Annotated in this window: 13 protein-coding genes and 1 pseudogene; 9 read left to right on the top strand and 5 right to left on the bottom strand. The window is 66.0% G+C overall.

The genetic code is table 11. From position 1 onward, the window contains the following. Positions 1-305: pseudogene (locus tag ACYOEI_RS31675) on the top strand (IS5 family transposase); the annotation flags it as partial. Positions 306-492: 187 nt separating this feature from the next. Here ACYOEI_RS31675 and ACYOEI_RS31670 read toward each other — a convergent pair. Continuing rightward, the gene (locus tag ACYOEI_RS31670) at positions 493-1,479 is read right to left on the bottom strand and encodes a threonine ammonia-lyase (protein ID WP_462853837.1); all 987 of its coding nucleotides are present in this window, start codon (positions 1,477-1,479) and stop codon (positions 493-495) included. Positions 1,480-2,052: 573 nt separating this feature from the next. Here ACYOEI_RS31670 and ACYOEI_RS31665 point away from each other — a divergent pair. Beyond that, the gene (locus tag ACYOEI_RS31665; protein ID WP_462853835.1) at positions 2,053-3,720 is read left to right on the top strand and encodes a cyclase family protein; all 1,668 of its coding nucleotides are present in this window, start codon (positions 2,053-2,055) and stop codon (positions 3,718-3,720) included. Positions 3,721-4,012: 292 nt separating this feature from the next. Here ACYOEI_RS31665 and ACYOEI_RS31660 read toward each other — a convergent pair whose 3' ends face one another. Further along, positions 4,013-6,331: a M56 family metallopeptidase gene (locus ACYOEI_RS31660; RefSeq protein ID WP_462853833.1), complete on the bottom strand. Its 2,319-nt coding sequence runs from the start codon at positions 6,329-6,331 to the stop codon at positions 4,013-4,015. A 67-nt stretch (positions 6,332-6,398) separates the two neighbouring features. Beyond that, positions 6,399-6,815, bottom strand: coding sequence for a BlaI/MecI/CopY family transcriptional regulator (locus tag ACYOEI_RS31655; RefSeq protein WP_462853832.1), 417 nt, complete (start codon positions 6,813-6,815; stop codon positions 6,399-6,401). A gap of 467 nt (positions 6,816-7,282) precedes the next feature. Between ACYOEI_RS31655 and aroQ the strand changes: the two genes are divergently transcribed. From aroQ to ACYOEI_RS31640, 3 genes are all read left to right on the top strand, one after another. Beyond that, positions 7,283-7,825, top strand: coding sequence for a gamma subclass chorismate mutase AroQ (gene aroQ / locus ACYOEI_RS31650; protein ID WP_462853830.1), 543 nt, complete (start codon positions 7,283-7,285; stop codon positions 7,823-7,825). 257 nt (positions 7,826-8,082) lie between these two features. Next, complete coding sequence (locus tag ACYOEI_RS31645; RefSeq protein ID WP_462853829.1) at positions 8,083-8,484, top strand: BlaI/MecI/CopY family transcriptional regulator; 402 nt, start codon at positions 8,083-8,085, stop codon at positions 8,482-8,484. Further along, positions 8,477-11,725, top strand: a complete 3,249-nt coding sequence (locus tag ACYOEI_RS31640) for a M56 family metallopeptidase (RefSeq protein ID WP_462853828.1) — start codon at positions 8,477-8,479, stop codon at positions 11,723-11,725. Before ACYOEI_RS31645 ends, ACYOEI_RS31640 begins: the two co-directional genes overlap by 8 nt. Positions 11,726-11,825: 100 nt before the next feature. On the opposite strand, the gene ACYOEI_RS31635 is transcribed toward ACYOEI_RS31640, so the two are convergent. Beyond that, a complete protein-coding gene (locus ACYOEI_RS31635; RefSeq protein ID WP_462853827.1) occupies positions 11,826-12,413 on the bottom strand; it encodes a TetR/AcrR family transcriptional regulator in 588 nt (195 codons plus the stop codon). Positions 12,414-12,549: 136 nt separating this feature from the next. On the opposite strand from ACYOEI_RS31635, the gene ACYOEI_RS31630 reads away from it, so the two are divergent. The 4 genes from ACYOEI_RS31630 (at position 12,550) to ACYOEI_RS31615 (ending at position 17,807) form a co-directional block, all read left to right on the top strand. After that, the gene (locus ACYOEI_RS31630) at positions 12,550-13,884 is read left to right on the top strand and encodes an MFS transporter (protein WP_462853826.1); all 1,335 of its coding nucleotides are present in this window, start codon (positions 12,550-12,552) and stop codon (positions 13,882-13,884) included. Between the two features lie 22 nt (positions 13,885-13,906). Then, positions 13,907-14,542, top strand: a complete 636-nt coding sequence (locus ACYOEI_RS31625) for a peroxiredoxin family protein (protein ID WP_462853824.1) — start codon at positions 13,907-13,909, stop codon at positions 14,540-14,542. 307 nt (positions 14,543-14,849) lie between these two features. Continuing rightward, on the top strand, positions 14,850-16,112 hold the full coding sequence (locus ACYOEI_RS31620) for a TolB family protein (RefSeq protein ID WP_462853822.1): 1,263 nt from the start codon (positions 14,850-14,852) through the stop codon (positions 16,110-16,112). Positions 16,113-16,331: 219 nt separating this feature from the next. Beyond that, positions 16,332-17,807, top strand: coding sequence for a glycosyl hydrolase family 18 protein (locus ACYOEI_RS31615; protein WP_462853820.1), 1,476 nt, complete (start codon positions 16,332-16,334; stop codon positions 17,805-17,807). A gap of 152 nt (positions 17,808-17,959) precedes the next feature. Here the strand turns inward: ACYOEI_RS31615 and ACYOEI_RS31610 are convergent, their stop codons facing one another. Further along, the gene (locus ACYOEI_RS31610; RefSeq protein ID WP_462853818.1) at positions 17,960-19,282 is read right to left on the bottom strand and encodes a hypothetical protein; all 1,323 of its coding nucleotides are present in this window, start codon (positions 19,280-19,282) and stop codon (positions 17,960-17,962) included. Between the last annotated feature and the right edge of the window lie 26 nt (positions 19,283-19,308).

The raw sequence follows: 19,308 nt of genomic DNA, 5'->3' as shown, positions 1-19,308 counted from the left end.
GGAACAAGACGCTTCAGCGTTGGCTGGTGGACACGGGTGCGGGTTATGTGGTGGAGGTCGTGAGTCGTCCGTTGGGTAGCAAAGGTTTCGTGGAACAGCCGCAGAGGTATACGGTGGAGCGGACGTTCGCGTGGCTGGGTCGATATCGTAGGCATAGCCGCGACTACGAGGTGCGTACGGAGTCGAGCGAGGCGATGATCAAAATCAGTTCAATTCATCGAATGCTCGGACTATTAAAAAAGGATGAGAAGAGGAAGCGTGCGGCCTTTAAATTCCGGGAAATTGAGGAAAAAGTTACCGGATAGCCTCTTAGCGGGCGGTGTCTTGACGGTCGGCTTCTCCGTGGGTAGTGTTCTGAAGAACACCCCAGGAGGCCTTTCCGATGACGATGGCACGCGCCCATTTGGTGGATCCGACCGTCACCCGTTGGTATCACTGCGTCATCCGCTGCGTCCGATGCGCCTTCCGCCTGGGGGATACTGAGTTCTACCGTTAGCCAATTTTCTGCTCGGCCTTCTTCGTCTCCGGGAATTGCTGCTGGAATCCACAGAGGCTCTCGGCGGAGACGTTGCCGCCGCAGAGGAGGAGGACGATTTGGTCGTCCTTGGTGAACTGGGATTTTTGCTGTTCGGCGGCGACGAGGCAGCAGGAGGCGGCGGGTTCGACGAGGTATTTGGTGCGTTCGAGGAGAGTGAAGAGGGCGCGGGCGGTGTCGGCGTCGGAGACGACCTTGACTTCGGCGACGAGGTCGCGGGTGAGGTTGTAGGTGAAGTCGGTGACGCGGGGGGCGCCTAGGGTTCGGGCGATGGAGGTGATGGCGGGGAGCTCGACGAGGTGGCCGGCGGCGAGGCTCTGGGCCATGGCGTCGGCGCCTTCGGTCTGGACGCCGATGATCTGGGTCTCGGGCTTGATGGCGCGGAGGGCCGTGGCGATGCCGGCGATCAAGGCGCCGCCGCCGATGCTGATGTAAGTGCGGGTGACGCCGGGGAGGTCGTCGAGGATCTCCAGGGCGATCGTCCCCTGGCCGGCGGCGACAAGGGGGTCGTCGAAGGGGTGGACGAGGACGCGGCCCAGGGACTGGAGCCGGTCGGCTTCGGCGAAGGCGGCGCGGATGTCGGGGGTCAGGACGACCTCGGCACCGTAGCCTCGGGTGGCGTCGAGGTAGTTCGACGGGGTGGTTGCCGGCATGACGATCACGGCGTCGACGCCCAACGTCCGAGCCGCGTAGGCGACGCCCTGGGCGTGGTTGCCGCCGCTGACGGCCACGACGCCTCGTGCCCGCTCGGCGGGGGAGAGGGAGAGCATCTTGTTGAAAGCCCCCCGAGGCTTGAAGGAGCCCGTCTTCTGGAGGCATTCGAGCTTGAGGTAGACCTCGGCCCCGAGCCGCTCGCTAAGGGCTTGTGATCGGATCAAGGGGGTTCGGTGGAGGAGGCCTCGGAGGCGGTGTCTCGCCTGGCAGATCATCTCCAGTGTCAGCACCCTGTCATCCTCCGAGGATTTCTGATTTCGGTGAGGTCCGTCCGACCTGTCGCGGATCCGAAGGCCCGATCGTAACGCGGTCGGCGGGTTTCGTCGACCGGGTTGAAGGGGGCCTTGTCCGCGGGAAGGGTGCGTGTTGTTGGCCGCGAGTGGGGTTTCTCGAGAGAGGAACGTGGGGCAGGAGTGCCCCACCCACCGGGGGGAGGGTGATTGGAGATTGATGGGGAAGACGCTGACCGGCGGTAATGCGAGTGGGGCAGGAGTGCCCCACCCACCGGGGGAGGGGTTGGCTGGAGTCTGGGTGGTGTGACAGATGAGATTGCCGGGAGATGCGCGGGGGGAGTGTCCTGCCCATCGGGGGAGGAGTTGTCCGGGCGGTTGATGGCATGGCGGGTGGGGGCGTTGTAGACTGGCCGCCCGGGGGGGACGACGAGGTTGGTGGGGATCGAGGGGTGCTTCGTCGGATGACCTCTCCTGGCGGTCTTGCATTTCGAAAGGACGTGAATAGTGGCGAGCCTCTCGTTTCCGGGGCGACGCGTGGTCGCGTCCGCGGCATTGGGGGTGTCTCTGGTGATGTCGGCCGCGTCGGCGAGGGCGGTCGAGCCGGGGGGCGGTGGATCGACGTTTGTCGACCTCTCGTTACTCGTCGCGCCGGGATATCCGTGCCAGTGGCCGACGTTTGCGCGGTATCACGTCGCGGCCGAGGAGCGGATCGGCCCGCTCAGTCCTTATAACGTCGACACCCTCTACATCGACGGGAACATGGGGACGCAAATGGACGTCCCGCCGCACTCGGTCGCGCCTCCGGACTCGAAGCTGCCGCAGGCGGGGCGGTTCGGCGCGGCGTATACGGAGACGATCGCCCCTTGGCAGTTCTGCGGAGAAGCGTGCGTGCTCGACATTCGGGACCTGAGGGACGCCGCACCGCCTGGTCGGAGTGCCCTGGTCGGGGCGGATCGGGTCCGGGACTGGGAGGGTCGGCATCGTAGGCTCCGGTTCGGGGACGCGCTCCTGTTTCACAGCGGGTATAGCGACGCTTACTTCCGGCCGTTGCCGGAGGGGAGGCGATTTGCGGCCGACCCGGTCGAAGGGGCGTCGCCGGCCTGGCCGGATCCGGAACCGGGGTGCATGGAGTATCTGGCGAAGCAGGGGGTCATGACCCTGGGGACGGACAGCACGAGCATGGGGCCGCTGCCTGACCTCGGCGAGCCGACGCACTACGCCGGGCTCAAGCACGGCCTGATCTGGGCGGAGAGCCTGACAGGGTTGGGGAACTTGCCTCCCGTCGGGGCGTTCTACGCGATGCTCAGCCCGAAGTTCGCGGGCGACCCGTACAGCGAAGCGCGGGCGTTCGCCATCGTCGGCGAGCCGCTCGCGGGCCGGTTAATCGGCGCGGCCCGAGGGAAGAGGGCCGTGGATCTCTCGGTCACGCTGGCGGAGGACCTGCCCGTCGCCTGGCCGGGTCGGGGCACGGGACGACACCGGCCGCCGTACCAGAAGGTCCGATTCAGCTTCAATCCGAACACGGGGTCGCCGCAGGTCGCGCACATGCTCGGGAGCGATACGGGGACGCACCTCGTCCCCCCGTCGTACGCGTTACCCCTCGCCGGTTTCGACGACGCAACCTATTCGGCCGAGATCCGGGGATGGCTCGCCGAGTATGAGGCTAAGTATGGGGCGCGGGGGACGAGCGACGTCACCACGGAGAAGGTCCCCATCGACCAGGGTTGCGGGCCGATCCGGGTCATCGACGTGACGCACCTGGTCGGGACGTTGGACAAGGCCCTCTGGCCGGCCTCGCCCGAGATCACTCTTGCCGACATCGAACGCGACGAGAAGGCCCACGGTGCGCTTCACCCGGGCGATGTCGTCGTGTTTCGGAGTGGTTGGAACGACCGGCACTTCAAGGCATTGCCGGAGGGAAAGGCCTGCATGGACGACCCCCTGAACGGCAAGTCCGAAGGCTGGCCGGCGCTCGGGCCCGAGGTGGTTGTCGCCCTGGCGAAGCGGGGGATCCGGTGCGTCGCCATCGATGCACCCACCTTGGGCGGCGTCGAGCCGAAGCGGGCGATCATGACGTACTGGGCGCTCGGGAGTCGGGGGATGATCGGGGTCGAGTTCTTGAAGGATGTCGGGAAGGTCCCGATGGGGGCGTACTTCCTGTTTGCCCCGCTCAAGCTCCAAGGGGGACACGGCGGGCCCGGCCGGGCGATTGCCCTGGTTCCGGAGGTAGGGAATTGAGGGCTTGATGTGAGGGATGTCGGAGAGATTTTCTTTGGGGAGATATGAGCGGGTCTCGCCTGGATTGCAACCGTCAGACGGTGACGTGAACGCCTAAATACAAGCCCGAAGCGCCAGCGAGTGAATCTCCCTCGATTTCACGTGAGAGGATTCACTCGCTGGCGCTTCGGGCTTGTAGTAGGGATGCTGCGCGACCGATGATCGATCCGGAGCACGAAGTGTCGGCATTGGCGGTGGCAGAAACCCGGTGTTGAAGAAAACACCGGGTTTCGGAAGGTCGGATGGGAGGATGTCAGGCTTCTTCGTTCTTCGAGTCGTCCTTGGACTCTTTCTTGCCGTCTTCTTCGGCCTCGGCCTTGAGCTTCTTCAGCTCGCCCATCAGGTTCTGGATCTGGTCTTCGAGGGCCTTGATGCGGTCGGTCCGGCCGCGGTCGCCGGAGGCTTCGCGGTGACGGGCCTCTTCCTTGAGTTTTGCCTTGGCCTTGGCCTTGTTGGCCTCGGCGCGGACCTTGTTGGCCTCGGCGCGGGCCTTGTTGGCTTCGGCGCGGGCCTTGCTGGCCTGCTCACGCTCTTTCTTGACCCGGGTGTCGAGCTCGGCCTTGGCCTTCGAGCGGGCGGCTTCGGCCTTTTCCTTCTTGACCTTCGCTTCGAGGTTCTTTTCCGAATCGTCCCCGTCCGTGCGCTCCTTGGCCTCGGCCTTTTCCTTCTTGACCTTCGATTCGAGGTTCTCGGCCTGCTTCTTGACCTTGGCCTCGAAGTCGGAGCCGGGGCCGAACTGCTTGGCCATCTCCTCGCCCATGGCCTTCATTTCCTTGGCGAACTTGGAGTCGGGGCCGAACTCTCGCTTCATCTTGGCTTCGAAGTCGGAGCCGGGGCCGAACTGCTTTTCCATCTTCTCGCCGAGGGCCTTCATCTCCTTGACGAACTTGGAGTTGGGGCCGAACTTGGCGTTCATCTCCTTCTCGAGCTCTTTACCTTTGGCCTCCATCTTCTCGCCGATGGCCTTCATCTTGGCCTCGAGCTTGGGAGCGACCTTGGTCTCGAGCTCCTTGCTCTTGGCTTCCATCTTCTCGCCGAGGGCCTTCATCTTGGCCTCGATCTCGGGGTTGGAGCTCTTGATCATCTCTTTGCCGAGGGCGTCCATCTTCTTGCCGATCGCGTCGATCTCCTTGGTCAACGCGTTCATCTTGGCTTCGAGCTCGGGGCCGGACTCGTCGTCGTCGTCGTCGGCGTCGATTTCCTCGAGATTGTTCTCGAGCTTCTCGACTTCGGCTTCGATCTTCTCCTCGAGCTCCTCGCCCGCCTTCTCCAACTGGGCCTCGAGCTCCTCGCCCGCCTTCTCGAGCTCGGCCTCGAGCTTCTCGCTCGCCTCCTCGAGATTGACCGCGATCTTGATGTCCTCATTGATGGCCGTCTCGACATTGACGACGGCGCCGGTCTCGTCGGCGTCGGCGTCATCCGCCGGGCCGGCCGTGGTCCACGAGGGGACCGCCAGCACGAGCAGGAGGCACGCGCCCAGGAAGCCGGCGGGGGAGAGGCGGCACGGAACGTGTTCACGCAAGATCATGGTCAATCTCCTCTGGAAGAATCGGCCCGCGCCGGCGACGCCCAACGCGGGCTCCGGCGACTTGGCCAGCGACACGCTGGCACAGACGTGGAAAAGGACTTCGGCATACGTGAATCGGTCTTCGGGGAACGCCCAGACGGTCCAGGCGTCGCAGGCGAGCTCGGCCTCGGCGTCGAGCCGGCGACGGGCGACCCAGTACAGCGGGTTCCACCACCAGACGAGCCCGGCGAGCAACTCGAGGCGGCTCACCCAGGGGTCCCCCCGGCGCAGGTGGGCGAGCTCGTGCGTCAGGATCCCTCGCCAGGCGTCGAGCTCGAGCGACTTGACGAGGCGGGTGGGGAGCAAGAGCTTCGGCCGGCCCAGGCACCAGAGCAGGGGGGTGCCCAACTCGGGCACGACCAGGATCTCGGGGACCCGGACGTGCAGGTGCTCGCCGATCCGCTCGGCCTCGTCCACGAGGAACTCGGGGGCGGGGACCGCGTATCGGAGCCTTCGGCGGAACCGGACGACCCGAGTCGCCTGGACCGCGGCGATCGCGATCGTCCCGACGAGCCAGGCACCGAGGGCGATGCGGCCGAGGAGCTCGGCGCTCGGGAGCGTCATCGCCCTGGATCGTTCGGGAGCGGCCGGGGCAGGCTCTGGGGCTGTGGCCGGGGCCGGGGGCTCTGCCGGAATTGGGATCGTGAGGGACATTCGGATCGGAGTCGGGACCGTCGCCGAGGGGGGATCCTCGGCCATGATCGGGACGATCGCGGGTATCGGTTGGGGCGCGGGGGGGACGTCGGGTTCCGTGACCGTCGGAGTCGGAGCCGTCGGGAGCGCCGCGACGGCCCGTTCCAGGGCCTCGTGGATTGGCGAGCCGGGCCGCGTCCAGGAGATGGGCGACTGGAGCAGGGGCGGGGTCATGAGCTTGAGCAGGACCACTAGCCAGAGAGCGTGACGCGCCGCGGGGCCGATCGACCGGATTCGGCCGACCAGGGACACCAAGAGGGCGAGGATCGCCGCGACAGTCGTCGTCTCCGCGAACCACCAGAGCAGGGCCATGGAGTGCCTCCCTCGTTGTGGGACGTTCCGGCCGCTCGGCCGGATAGGACAGGTCGGGCCTCGACGTCTATTTCTTCCGCCCCTTCGGCGACGGCGGCGGCAGCGGTCCCCCTCCCGCCTCGTCCAGCAGCCGACGAAGCTGGGCGACCTCATCCGCCGAGAACCGGTGCCCCTGCACCAAGGCCAGGACCAGCGGGACGGCCTGGCCGTCGCAGAACTCGTCCGCCGCCTCCTGGAGCCGGCGCTCGAGCAGCTCGTCGCGGGACGTGGCCGCCCGGAAGACGTGCGGCACCGTCGTGGTGTCCCCCGCCACGTACCCCTTCGACTGCAACCGCTGGAGCAAGGTCGCGACCGTCGTGTACGCCCAGTGCCTCCCCTGACGCTCCAGGAACCCGTTGATCTCGCGGACCGTCCCCGGCCCGTTCTCCCAGAGTGCCCGGAGCACCTCGCGCTCCGCCTCGCTCAACCCCGGCTGGTTCGCCATGATCCCTCCCTCAAGATCCGTCTCCGTCGCACGGTCGCTCCTACAGCTTGTAGTAGTAGGCTACTACGGATTGTAGAAGGACGCAAGAGGTCTTCGTAGGGAATCGGAAAATCTTTCCAAGATTTCGAAAGACCTCGCGAGTCATGCGCAAAAGGCCTGGTGGGCGGTGCCCACCCTACGGAGGGGACGCAATTCCCCTAACCCTGCAAGGAGGGTACATCTTCGTAGGGTGGGCACCGTCCACCAGGTTTAACGCAAGGCGGGGCCGACCTCCTGGAGCGGGCGGGCCCTCGTTTTGATAGGCTGAACGCAAAGGGCCCTGGCGACGAGGCATTTCGGTGGTAGCCCTGTCCTAGACAAGGCTCCATCGAGGAGAGTTGAAGGTGAAATTAAATCGGCATGTTTTCCTGATGCTGCTCGCTTCGATTGTCGGCCCCTCCCCGGGAGTCGGACGTTGCGAGGGCCAAGTGGCTACGTCCCCCTCGACGAAGCGGACTCCGGGACAGGAGGCCGAGGAGGCGGTCGACGACCTGTTGAAACTCGTCAAGCGTCGGCTCGACCTGATGCACGACGTGGCCCGGGCGAAATGGAACGCGAAGACGCCCGTCGAAGACCTGCCTCGAGAGCGGGCTGCCCTCGACGCCGCCGCGACCAAGGCCCGCGCCAAGGGTCTGGACGAAGCCTGGATCCGCGCGTTCTTCTCGGCGCAGATCGAGGCCGCCAAGCTCATCCAACGCGCCGACCTCGCACGCTGGGAGGCCGAGCGCCGCGGGCCGTTCGCCGACGCCCCCGACCTCAAACGCGACCTCCGGCCGAAGATCGACGCCCTCACCGACGACCTCATCGCCGCGCTCGCCAAGGCACGGCCCTGGCTGAAGGCCAAGCCGGTCTCCGTCGACGTCAAGGCCCGTGCCCGCAAGCTCGTCGTCGGCGACGGGATCGACGACCGCGTCCGCGATAAGGCGATCGAGCCTCTTGTCGAGACGCGAAAGACGTCTGCGAATCCCTGAAACTCGAGGTCGATGCCTCCTGATTCGACACCCGGTGTTTTCTTCAACACCGGGTGTCTGACGCGGTCGACGTCGACCCCCCCCCCTTCGGGATCTCAGCGTCTACGGTTCAGAAACCCGGTGTTGAAGAAAACACCGGGTATCGGTCCCCACGTCTGGCACGGGTCAGGGGAAAAAATCGAGAGGCTCTTGCCCCGTCGCGGCGGCTCACGCAATAATACCCATCGATCAGTACGAAGGCCTCGTAGGAATGTGTCATGGCGGGGAAGAGCCCATCGGCCCTGAGTGGCCGGGAGTATTCGATCCTGAAGATCCTCTGGGAGCACGGCCCCTTGACCGTACGCGAAGTGCGTGAGCGGCTGATGCCCGGGGATGAAGAGGGGGAGATCCCCTATACGACGGTCCTGAGCCTCTTGCAGCTCATGGAGAAGAAGGGGTACGTCGGGCACGAGGCGGACGGCAAGACCTACCGGTATTCGGCGAACGTGGTGCGGTCGCAGGTGACTCGCCGGGTGATCCGGGATTTCGTGGGCCGGTTCTTCGACGGCTCGGCCGAGGCCCTGCTGATGGGCCTGGCCGAGAGCCCGGACCTCGCGCCCGAGGTCTGGGAGAAGCTACGCGCCGAGGTCGAGAAGCGAAAGGAGACCCCCGGTGAGTGATCGCGCATGGCCCTGGGCCGAGTCGCTGGGGCATTGGGCCCTGGGCTGGACGGTCGTCGTCGTGCTGGTGGCGATGTGGCTCCGCTTCGGGCGTCCGAAGAGGGCCTCGATCCGCTATCTCGCCTATCTCCTGGCGACGTTCGCCGGGGTGGCGTTACTCCCCGTGGCCTTCGGCCTGGCCCCGCGCGTTTCCTGGCGCGAGGCGCTCGCCCGGGCCGAGAATGCTCCGGAACACCGAGGGAGCTCGCCCGCCGCGTTCCGGTCCTGGTTCGAGGGCTTGACCTCGGATATGCCGTTGCGCGAGGCACGTTTCGAGAAAGCATCCACCCCGTTGGAGACCGCGATCGACCCGCCCGCTCCGCCGAGGGGCTCTGTACCACGCTCGGGCGTCCCCGGTTTAGCCCCGGTGGACGGCTGGCTCCTCGCGGCGCTGGCCGTGTGGGGGGCGGGGTTCGGAATCTTTGCGGGCCGCCTGGCGTGGGCCGCGGTCCGGGTCCGGGCGATGATTGGGAAGGGCGAGCCTTGGCCGACACCCGAACTGATGGCGGAGTTGCAGGCGACCCGCCGAGTGCTGGGCTTGAGGCGCCGGGTCCGGATCCGGATGCATCCGGATCTCGGGGCGCCGGTCTGCGTGGGGCTGTTGCGTCCAACCATCCTCTGGCCGATCGAGGCGAACGGGCCGATGTCCCCCGCGCAGCGTCGCGCGGCCCTGGCGCATGAACTGGCGCACCTGAAACACCTCGACGACTGGGTCGCCCTCTTCACTGAGGTCTGGCGGGCCCTGGCCTGGTTCTACCCGCCCGTGCATTGGGCGTCGGCCGGGCTCCGTCGGGAACGCGAGTATCGATGTGATGACGTCGCCCTGCGCCAGTCGGGGAGCTTCGAGAGCTACGCCGGTTGGCTGCTCGACCTGGCTCCCGTCCGGGTCGTGCCGTCGGCGTTCGCGTCGTCGTGGCGCGGGGGTGTCGACCTCTCGGGCCGGATCCGGCGGATCCTGGATGGCGAGCCACGTCTGGCCCGACCGGTTTCGAGGCGGCAGCGAGCCCTCCTCGCCGCGATCGCGGCCCTGATCCTGGCGACCGGCGGCTCGCTCCGGTTCGTCGGCCTCGGCGCAATCGCCGCCGGGACCGAAGCTCTGGACGCCCCCTTGCCGGCGATCACGCCCGGGAAACTCGCCGAGGCGATCCGGGAGGCCCAGAAGGCCTACAGTGCGGTTCTGATCGAAGCCGAGTTCGACGACCTTCACGACCGCGATTTCACGGGCCAGGGGGCTCCCGATATCGACAAGTTTTCAGGTCGGTTCCAGTACATCGGCGAAGGGCGTCGCTGGCGGGTGGAATATGACTCGATGATGCCGAGCTCGGGCCCTCGGCGATTGATCGCCGATCGGTGGACTTCGGGGTTCGACGGGGAGGGGCACTATCTCTGGAATGTGCGCTCGAACGAGGTCACGCTCGGCTCATCCGAGATCTCCGCGACGACCCTCGTGCCGAAGGCCCTGTTCTGGCCGGAGGGCACCTATCTGGAGCAGATGCTCGCGGAACCCGGCATGGACGTCGGCCAGACGACCGTCGACGGGGCGCGGTGCTACGTGGTCAAGCAGGAGAGCATGGTCGACGGTGCCGAGTGGCGCACCGAGTTCTGGGTCTCCCCGAGGCAAGGTCATCTCCTGGCCGGGGTCACGCTCGCCCGCAACGGCCGGGTCTATGCCACTTACCGCCTGGGCGATTTCCGAGAGGTTGGGCGCGGGCGTTGGGTCCCCCACCGGATCGTCCGAGAATCGCTGTCCTTGAAGAAGGATGGGACCTCGCGCCTGAGCCTCCGTCGCGAGGCCCGGATCGCCCGGTTTGAAGCGGACCGGACGTTCGCCCCGGCCGACTTCCAACTGCGGATGCCGTTGAACGTATTCGTCAATGATCTTCGCCTCGGCTATGCCTACTACAACGACCCGTGGTGGCCCGAGATCGGCAAGCTCCTGCTCGGGCATTACGACTGGCCCAGGACCGACCTGACCCCCTTGCAACAGGTGGCGAGCCACGGCGGTGAGGCCGTCGAAGGCAAGGAGGCTCCTCCGGTCGAGGCCGCACGGTGGATCAACGAGGGGCCCGTAGACTTGGAGAGGCTCCGGGGGAAAGTCGTCCTGCTGAACTTCACGGCCCTCGCCGCGAACCGAGACGCGGTCCCGTCTCTGCGGAAGCTCGCCGAGACCTACAAGACGGCTGGCCTTGAGGTCGTCACGATCCTCGGCAGTCAGGATGACCCCGACGACGCTCGGGAGTACGTCCGGGAACTTGGCATCAAGGGACCGGTGGCCATCGACCTCCCCCACAAGAAGTCGCTCGGGGCCACGCGGGCGGCTTTCGGCATGAAGGGGGAGGTCTCAACCTTCCTGGTCGACCACTCCGGCGACGTCCATCGCATCGTGCCCGGCTCGGTCGTCGAGACCGTCGTCCGCCTGCTCGGCGAGGCGGGGGCCCGAAACGTGAAGTCGTTGTATGCCGTGCAGGCGGAGTCGCCATTGGGGAAGGCCGACGGTCTCAACAAGGAGCCGGAGATCCGTCAGAATCCGGCCACCCACGCGGAATTCACCCAGGCGATGGCCGATAGCATCAACCGCTTCTGGCCGGGCTGGCGCGAGAAGGCCGACAAGACCGGGAAGCTCGTCGGGGCGGTGGTCGATGGTCAGGGAAAGCCCGTCCTCGGCGCCCGGGTGAAGGTGACGCCCATCACTTACGTGGCTCCCTTCGGCAACTCGCGACAAGGGTTCAACACCAAGCCTTGTCCGATCGTCGCCTCAGGGCCGGATGGTCGGTACGTCATCCCCGACCTATGCAAGGGAAATTATGTCCTCGACGTGACGGCACCCGGCCTGGCCGCCGTGGAGCGGATGGCGGTGATCTTGCCCACGCCCGGCGAAACGTCCCTCGCGATCGTGATGGGCCAGGCCGACTCCATCGTCGGCCGGCTCCGAAACAAGGAAGGACGGCCTCTCGCGGGTGCCTCTGTGTCGATCTCCGATCGCCATATCCCGCACCCGGACGGCACCACGACCTATCACAACGGCTTCCTCGAGATGAAGCTCACCGACGCCGAGGGCCGTTTCCGCTTCGGCGGACTCCCCGAAGGGGCCTACAGCGTGGAGGCCAAGGCCGACGGCCTCGCCGGTGAAACACGACGCGACGTCCAGGCCGGCACCGGAGACCTCGAGTTCACTCTCGGGAAAAGCGATACTCCTCACTGAACGCGAGAATTTCTTCACCACAAAGACACAAAGAAATTAATGGGATGGTTAACTCTTCGTGTCTTTGTGTCTTTGTGGCGAAGAGATTGCTTGATGAGCGTCAGTGGACTGAGTCGCCTTGTTTGCCAAGGTTCGCGTCGAGCAGGGCGTCGGCCGCCGCCACGATCGCGGCGGCCGCGGCGGGGTCGGTGAAGTTGGTGGGGTTGGCGTAGATGCCATCCATGAGGACGATCCACTGCTCGGTGAGAGACTGCGGGTTGGCGGCCCCGCTACGGTCCGAGAGAGTCATGAGGCGCGAGCGCACTTCCTGCTTGTGCGCGGCGATGATCACACGGGCGGGGTGCGAGGCCTCGGGGAACTCGGCCGTCGTATTCAGGAACGGGCAGCCGCGGTAGTCGGGACGTACGACCTTCTTTAATGTTGCCGGGATCAGGTTCCGTAACTGGTCGCGGGGACGTCCCTCGTCCCGGCGCATGACGCGGTCCCACCACTCGAAGAAGAGGTCGTTGCGCCGTTCCACGAAGGCGACGATCAACTCGTCCTTCGAGGCGAAGTTGCGATACAGGCTCATCTTCGCCACGCCCGAACGCGCGATGATCGTGTCGATCCCGACCGCCCGGATCCCCTCGCGGTAGAAGAGGTCCGTCGCCACCTCGAGCACGCGATCCCGGGCAGTCGTCTTTCGCACGCTCGGGTCTTTCCCCACCTCGTCGCTGACCACGCGTCCGGCCCCCGTTTGCTTGACATGAGACAGAACCGTCCGTAACATTCTGGCCGACTGAGGGGTGGTTTTCAAGGGGATGGGTCGGTGGAGTGATCGTGTTATGTCGACTCGCGCAGCTTGGCGGCCGGGGGGCTTGCATTACGCCTGGATCGTTGCGGCCTTGACGTTTCTGGTGCTCTTGGCGACGGCCGGGGTCCGGGCGACCCCTTCGGTATTGATCGTGCCGCTGGAGCGAGAGTTCGGCTGGAGCCGGGCGACGATCTCGTTGGCGATCTCGGTCAACCTCGTCCTGTACGGCCTGATCGGGCCGTTCGCGGCGGCGCTGATGGAGCGGCTGGGCGTGCGCCGGACGATGCTCTGCTCGCTCGCGACGGTGGCGACGGGCGTCGCGCTGACCCCTTGGATGACGCGGTCTTGGGAGCTGATCCTGCTCTGGGGCGTGGTCGTCGGCTGCGGGACGGGGATGACGGCGTTGGTCCTGGGGGCGACGGTCGTCAACCGTTGGTTCGTGGAGCGCCGGGGGCTGGTCCTGGGCGTCCTGACCGCGAGCACGGCGACGGGCCAGCTCGTCTTCCTGCCGATGCTGGCCACGGTGGTCACTCGCCTCGGCTGGCGACCCGCCGCTTACATCGTCGCGGGGGTGTCGGTCGCGGTCCTCCCCTTGATCGCCCTCTTGATGCGCGACCGGCCGTCGGACGTCGGCCTCCTGCCTTATGGGGCGGCTCCTGATGCGACGGAGGCCCCGAGGCTCGCGGGTAACCCACTCCTGGCCGCGCTCCAGGCTCTGCGCGACGGCATGCGGTCGCGCGACTTCTGGCTCCTTGCGGCGAGTTTTTATGTCTGTGGCGCCAGCACGAATGGCCTGATCGGCACGCACTTGATCCCGGCCTGTCTCGACTACGGGATCCCCGAGGTCCGCGCGGCGGGGCTCCTGGCGGTGATGGGGATCTTCGACCTGTTGGGGACGACCGCCTCGGGGTGGCTCTCCGACCGCTGCGACAACCGCGTCCTCCTCTGCTGGTACTATGGTTTGCGGGGCCTGGCGCTCATCTACTTGCCTTATGGCCTCGCCGACTCGTCGTGGGGCCTGCCGATCTTCGCGGTCGTCTACGGGCTGGATTGGATCGCGACGGTCCCGCCGACGGTCCGCTTGGCCGCGGATTCCTTCGGCAAGGCCCGGGCGAGTATCATGTTCGGATGGATTGTCGCCGCCCACCAACTCGGCGCCGCGACGGCCGCCCTCGGGGCCGGCACGATCCGGTCCTGGATGGGCGACTACCAGCGTGCGTTCCTGCTCTCGGGCGGCCTCTGCCTGATCACCGCGGCGCTCGTCCTCCAGATCGGGCGGACCTCGCTGGCGACGCGAGAGTCCCAAGACGATCTGGCCGAGACGCCCGAGGTCCCCACCCGCCTCGAAGAACCCGCGGTCGGTTGACCGACCCCTGGATGACGCGACCATGCCACCGATCGCCGAAAGCCATGCCTTGGAAAAGATCGCACTGTCGTCGGCGTTGTTCCTCGGGGGCGTCGTCGTCCTCGCGGCGGCGTTCCTGGTCCCCCCCTCGAAGAACCACCCCGTCACGCCCGCGATGCTCGCCAAGGCGAGCGAGGCGACCGGCCGCCGCGTCCCCGTCGAGCATGTCCAGGGTACCGGCGGGTTCTCCGAATCGCTGGCAACCCTCGCGACCCAACGTCCTCTCGTCCTGATCTTCATCCAGGACGGCTGCCCCTGCAGCGAAGCCGCCGAGCCGTTTTTCCACCGCCTCCACGACGCGTACGGCGACCGTGTGACGATCCTCGGCGTCGTCGACGGCGACCGCTCCGTCGCCGACGATTGGTTCGAGCGCCGAGGGGCCCCGTACTCGATCCTCGCCGACCCCGACCACCTCATCATCGACGCCTGCGGCGCCGAGCGCTCCGCGAGCGTCGCCCTCGTCAGTCGAGCCGGCACGATCGAGACCCTCTGGCCGGGCTACTCCGCCGACATGCTCAATGACCTCGGCCGACGCCTCGCCAGGCTCACCGGAGTCGAACCCAAGCCCCTCGACACCAGGGATGCGCCGATCAAACTTGCGGCGGGGTGCCGGTTTTGAGAGGGGCCGATCGGGGGATTTTTTTAGCCACGGATTGAACACGGATAGGACGGGGGGAGATTTATCAACAGATGACGCAGATTGGCACAGATTAAGACAGAGGAGGATTTGTCAAAAACACTAAATAATATTAATTATATATATTGAAATATTGTATATTTTTATTTTTGTGTTATCCGTGTTCAATCCGTGGCTAAAAAATCCCCCGCATGCCGCGAATTGTCCGCAGACTCTGGCGTCCCCCGGGCTTGCGTGAGAAGCTTGACCGGTTGTCTGGCCCGGGAGCTTTTCGAGGGGGAACGCTCAGATGGACGATCGAACGAAGACAGGCCGCGTCCTTGGGCGTCGCCAATTCCTGGCCGCAACGGCCTTGGTGCCCGGCCTGGCCGGTATGCTGCGAAGTCCGATGGCATTGGCCGACGAGGCGAATCGTCCCAATCGGCTCTTCTTCACCTCGCGGGGCAAGACGGCGATCGTGAACGCGGATGGGAGCGGTTTGCGCTACCTCGCGTTCGATAAGCCCGAGCAGGCGTCGTGGCAGCCCGGCGCGGTGTTCCCCGACCACCGTCGCGTCGTGATCCTGAGCATGGAGCCGCGTCGCGACGGGCCGGGTCGGCCCTTCGGCCAGTATTATACCCAGACGCCGACGCACATCTGGATCCACGACCTCGAGACGGGTTCGCTCGACGAGATCTGCACCAAGGATCGCCAGGCACCGTTCGAGACCCCGGCGCTCCTCCTGCCCGACTCCGACCGGATCCTCGTGCAGGTCGCGAGGAAGGACAGCGGGCAGATCTACAGCATGAACCTGGATGGCTCCGACCCTCGCGAGTTCACCCGTCTGGGAGAAGGCCTCCCCTACGGCTTGAGCCTCAGCCCGGACGGGAAACGGGTCGCGTTCCACCTCGCGGGGCCCCAGGGATACCAGGTCTGGACCAGCGACACGACGGGCTCCGACCGAGTGCGCCTCGCGGCCCAGCCGGGCCATCTCTACTTCGGGACGAGCTGGTCGCCGGACGGTCGGTGGGTCCTCTACGTCGACTGCCGTCCCGGCGAGGACCCCGGCCACGACTGGGCCGACGTCTGCGTGGGCCGTGCGGACGGGAGCGAGCACCGCGTGCTCACCAGCGGCAAGGCGATGTGGTTCGCCGCGACCTACGGCGACAAGAAGACGCGCGGAGGGGGCTCGAACGTCCCCGCATGGACCCGCGACGGCGCGATCCTCTTCCCTCGCCGCCTGCCCGGTTCTCAGATCGCCTGGGAATACCAGGCCCAGCGCCCCGACCTCGACCACTTCAACCGCGAGTTCAAGCCCGAGAACGCCCGCGGCGGCACCGAGATCTGCCGCCTCGACCCGAGCAGCGGCAAGATCACGCCCTTGACCCAAAGCGACCCCCCCGTCTGGGACTTCCGCGCCTGCCAATCCTCCGACGGCCGATTCATCGCCTTCTGCCGCGCCAAGATCGGCGAGGCCCCCACGCTCTGGGTGATGGATTCCGACGGCAGGAACCCCCGTCCGATCACCCAAGGCGTCGACAACCTCGGCGCCGATCACCCTCGCTGGCTCTGAGCCCCTCCCCCGATCGAAACCCGATTTTTTCTTGAAAATCGGGTTTCTGTCGCAGTTGGCGATGACGTCCCTGGGATCGGACCTCGGCGATGACGTCCCTGGGATCGGGCGTCGCCGTTGACCGCGTCAGAAACCCGGTGTTGAAGAAAACACCGGGTTTCGGGAAAGCCTTACCTTTTCGACGCTCCTCTCCCTTCTGTCACCTTTTGGGGACACCCCATGAACTCGAAGCTGCCTCTCGCGTCGGTCGTGATCGCGTGGGCCTTCGCGACGACCCCCTCGTTCGCCAAGGACCTGGTCGTCGCCTACGTCCCCAACTGGGTCGACCTCGAGCGGTTCTCGGAGACGATTGATTACGGAAAGCTCACGCATATCAACATCGCGTTTGAGAACCCCGTCAACGACCAGGGCGACCTCTCGTTCCACAAGAAGAACGACATCCTGATCGCGAAGGCTCATGCCAACAAGCTCAAGGTGCTGATCTCGATCGGCGGCGGCTCTGCCTCCGGCAACAAGGCCCTCAAGGCCCGCTACTTCGACCTGCTCACCGAGCCCAAGCGGGCCGGCTTCGCTTCGAAGCTCGCCTCGTACGTCGTCGACCACGGCTTCGACGGCCTCGACGTCGACATCGAAGGCCCCTCGATCAACGACGACTACGGCGCGTTCATCCACGCCCTCTCCGACGTCTTCAAGCCCAAGGGCCTTTTGCTCACCTCGGCCCTGTCCCAGGGCTACGGCGGCAAGAAAGTCCCCGACGATGCCCTCGCCTTGTTCGACCTTGTGAATGTGATGGCTTATGACGGAGCCGGCTCGTGGAACCCGAACGCCCCCGGCCAGCACTCGTCCTTGGAGTTCGCCAAGAAGAACGTCGAGTACTGGCTGAAACGCGGACTCCCCGCTTCGAAGACCGTCCTCGGCGTCCCGTTCTACGGCTACGGCTTCGGCAAGGCGTTCCGCAAGAACCCCTATGACTACTCCGACATCGTCGCCGCGTACCCCGATGCCGACAAATCCGACCAAATCGGGGAGACCATCTGGTACAACGGCGTCGCCACCATCGAGGCCAAGACCAAGTACGCCATCGACCAGAAACTCGCCGGGATCATGATCTGGTCACTCGATAACGACGTCAAAGGCGAAAAATCGCTCCTCGACGCCATCACACGGACCTATGCGGCGAAATCGGCGTCGGCCTCCGCTTCACCGCCTGCCCCCGACACCGACCGCGTCGGCTTCCCCAAGGACTACGCCACGACCTTCGAAGTCCTCCGGACGGTCGAGCGGCCCGAGAAGTCGCAGGTCGTCACGATCTACGGCAACAAACCCGCCGCGACGGTCCACGCGGCCGACGACCTCCCGTACCCTTATGGCTCCGTCATCGTGATGGAGTCGTCGAACGTCCCGAAAGACGAGAAGGGCCAGCTTCGCCGTGACGCCAAGGGAGGATTCTCCAAGGCCGACGTCGCCGGCCTCCACGTCATGCGCCGCGAAAAGGGTTTCGGCGAAGCCTACGGCCAGAACCGCAGCGGCGAGTGGGAATATGTCGAGTACCGCGCCGACGGTTCCTACATCACCCCGCCCGCCAAATCCTTCGCCTGTGCCGAGTGCCACGTCAAAGCCGGGGCGTCGCGCGAATTCGTCTATCGCGCACGACTCCCCGAGACGCTACCGACCAAGGCGGGCTCCAAGCCCTAATCGTGGATCTTTCACGGAGGAGAAGGTGATTTTATCCGCAGATGATGCAGATTGGCGCAGATGATAATCATAAAGAAATTGATTTCGTCTGCGTTGATCTGTGCCATCTGCGGATCGTCTTCTGACGATGGCCAGAAACACTTGCCAACGCTTTACTTGGTGCGGAGCTTCGTGCCCGGGGGGTGCTTGGAGAAGGACTCGAAGACGTCGCCGACGACCTTGTCGGCGACGCGGTTGAGGCCGCGGAGGAGTTCGGCCTCGGCGGCGGGGAGGAGTGGGGATTGGGTGGGCTCGTAGCCGCCGGACTTGTAGGCGTCGGCGGTGGCGATGTAGCCGACGTGGCCGTTGGCGTAGCCGATGATGATCGGGATGGCGCGGTCGGCGATCGACTGCTCGAGCTTGAAGCCGTATTCGACCATCGGCTCGCCCGGCATCGTCAGGAGGAGATAGGGGCCGATCTTCATCGCCATCAGGTCGGCCTCGACGGGCCCGTCCTTGCCGGGGAGCGTGACCCGCTCGTTGGCGATGCGGAGCTTGTACACGGTCGGGCGCTTCGAGCGGACCTCGCGGATCATCGAGCGGGCGAGGGCGCGGACCACGGCGCCGCCGAGCTCGCGGCCGGCCCACTGGATGTCGGCCTCGTCGGCGCAACGGTAGGGGTCGCCGGGGAGATTGGGGCGGATGTCGCCGGCGCACCCTTGGAGGAAGAGGGCCTTGGTCTGGCCGTCATACGACTTCTCGACGAAAGTCTGCGCCTCGCCGGGGAAGTCGGCGCTCTTCATCGGGAAGCCTTCGGGGTAGGGGAGCGTCGCGTTGTCGCCCCAGGTGAAGAAGCAGGGGTGGCAGACCGCGTGCATTAGCACGGCCGTCGGGGTGAGCGACCGGCCGTCGTCGAAGCGGAGGACCTTCACCCGGCGGTCGTTCGGACCGTCCGGGTTGAGCCGGACGACCGCCCGGCCGTCGATGACCTTGCGGCGGTTGATGCCGAAGCTGATCGTGTCCTCGCCGTACCCGACCGTCACCTTTCGCATCTCGGCCGACGCCTGCGCGGTGGCCGCCCCGAGCTTCTCGATGACGTCCTTGGCCCAGGCCGTCTCGGTCTCGAAGTTCGCCGCCGAGTGGTTGTGCGAGGTCGCGACGAGGATGTTCTCGGCTGGCACACCCGACTTCGACGAGACGACCTCGCGCACGGCCTTGACCAGTTTGTCGCCCGAGTTGATCAGGTCGAGCGTCACGATCGCCGCTTTCGTCTTGCCGTCGTCGAGCAGCAGCACCCCCGCGCGGATCGGGTCGCGGGTCCCGGTGGTCTTCCGAGGGTGTCCGAAGGCCGGAGTATCCGGCGGCGGGGTGATGTCCACCTTCGCGGAGCCCGCCGAAAGGTTCGACACCACCTCGTCGCCCGCCCGCGCCGAGACCCCGACGATCGCCTGCCCGAGCAGGACGCCGGTGAATGCCCAAGTCCAGAAGAGCCTCATCAATCGCCCTCGTCAGAGATGTGTAT

This window comes from Singulisphaera rosea (genome assembly GCF_054877945.1).
Note: the sequence above shows the minus strand (reverse complement) of the source record. Positions and strands in the feature narration are given on the sequence as shown.

Bases quoted from the DNA above. Each gene is read 5' to 3' on its own strand.
- ACYOEI_RS31610 (WP_462853818.1), bottom strand. From the start codon at position 19,282: ATGAGGCTCTTCTGGACTTGGGCATTCACCGGCGTCCTGCTCGGGCAG.
- ACYOEI_RS31630 (WP_462853826.1), top strand. From the start codon at position 12,550: ATGTCGACTCGCGCAGCTTGGCGGCCGGGGGGCTTGCATTACGCCTGG.
- ACYOEI_RS31645 (WP_462853829.1), top strand. From the start codon at position 8,083: ATGGCGGGGAAGAGCCCATCGGCCCTGAGTGGCCGGGAGTATTCGATC.
- ACYOEI_RS31660 (WP_462853833.1), bottom strand. From the start codon at position 6,331: ATGGCCCTGCTCTGGTGGTTCGCGGAGACGACGACTGTCGCGGCGATC.
- ACYOEI_RS31615 (WP_462853820.1), top strand. From the start codon at position 16,332: ATGAACTCGAAGCTGCCTCTCGCGTCGGTCGTGATCGCGTGGGCCTTC.
- ACYOEI_RS31620 (WP_462853822.1), top strand. From the start codon at position 14,850: ATGGACGATCGAACGAAGACAGGCCGCGTCCTTGGGCGTCGCCAATTC.
- ACYOEI_RS31625 (WP_462853824.1), top strand. From the start codon at position 13,907: ATGCCACCGATCGCCGAAAGCCATGCCTTGGAAAAGATCGCACTGTCG.
- ACYOEI_RS31665 (WP_462853835.1), top strand. From the start codon at position 2,053: ATGTCGGCCGCGTCGGCGAGGGCGGTCGAGCCGGGGGGCGGTGGATCG.
- ACYOEI_RS31655 (WP_462853832.1), bottom strand. From the start codon at position 6,815: ATGGCGAACCAGCCGGGGTTGAGCGAGGCGGAGCGCGAGGTGCTCCGG.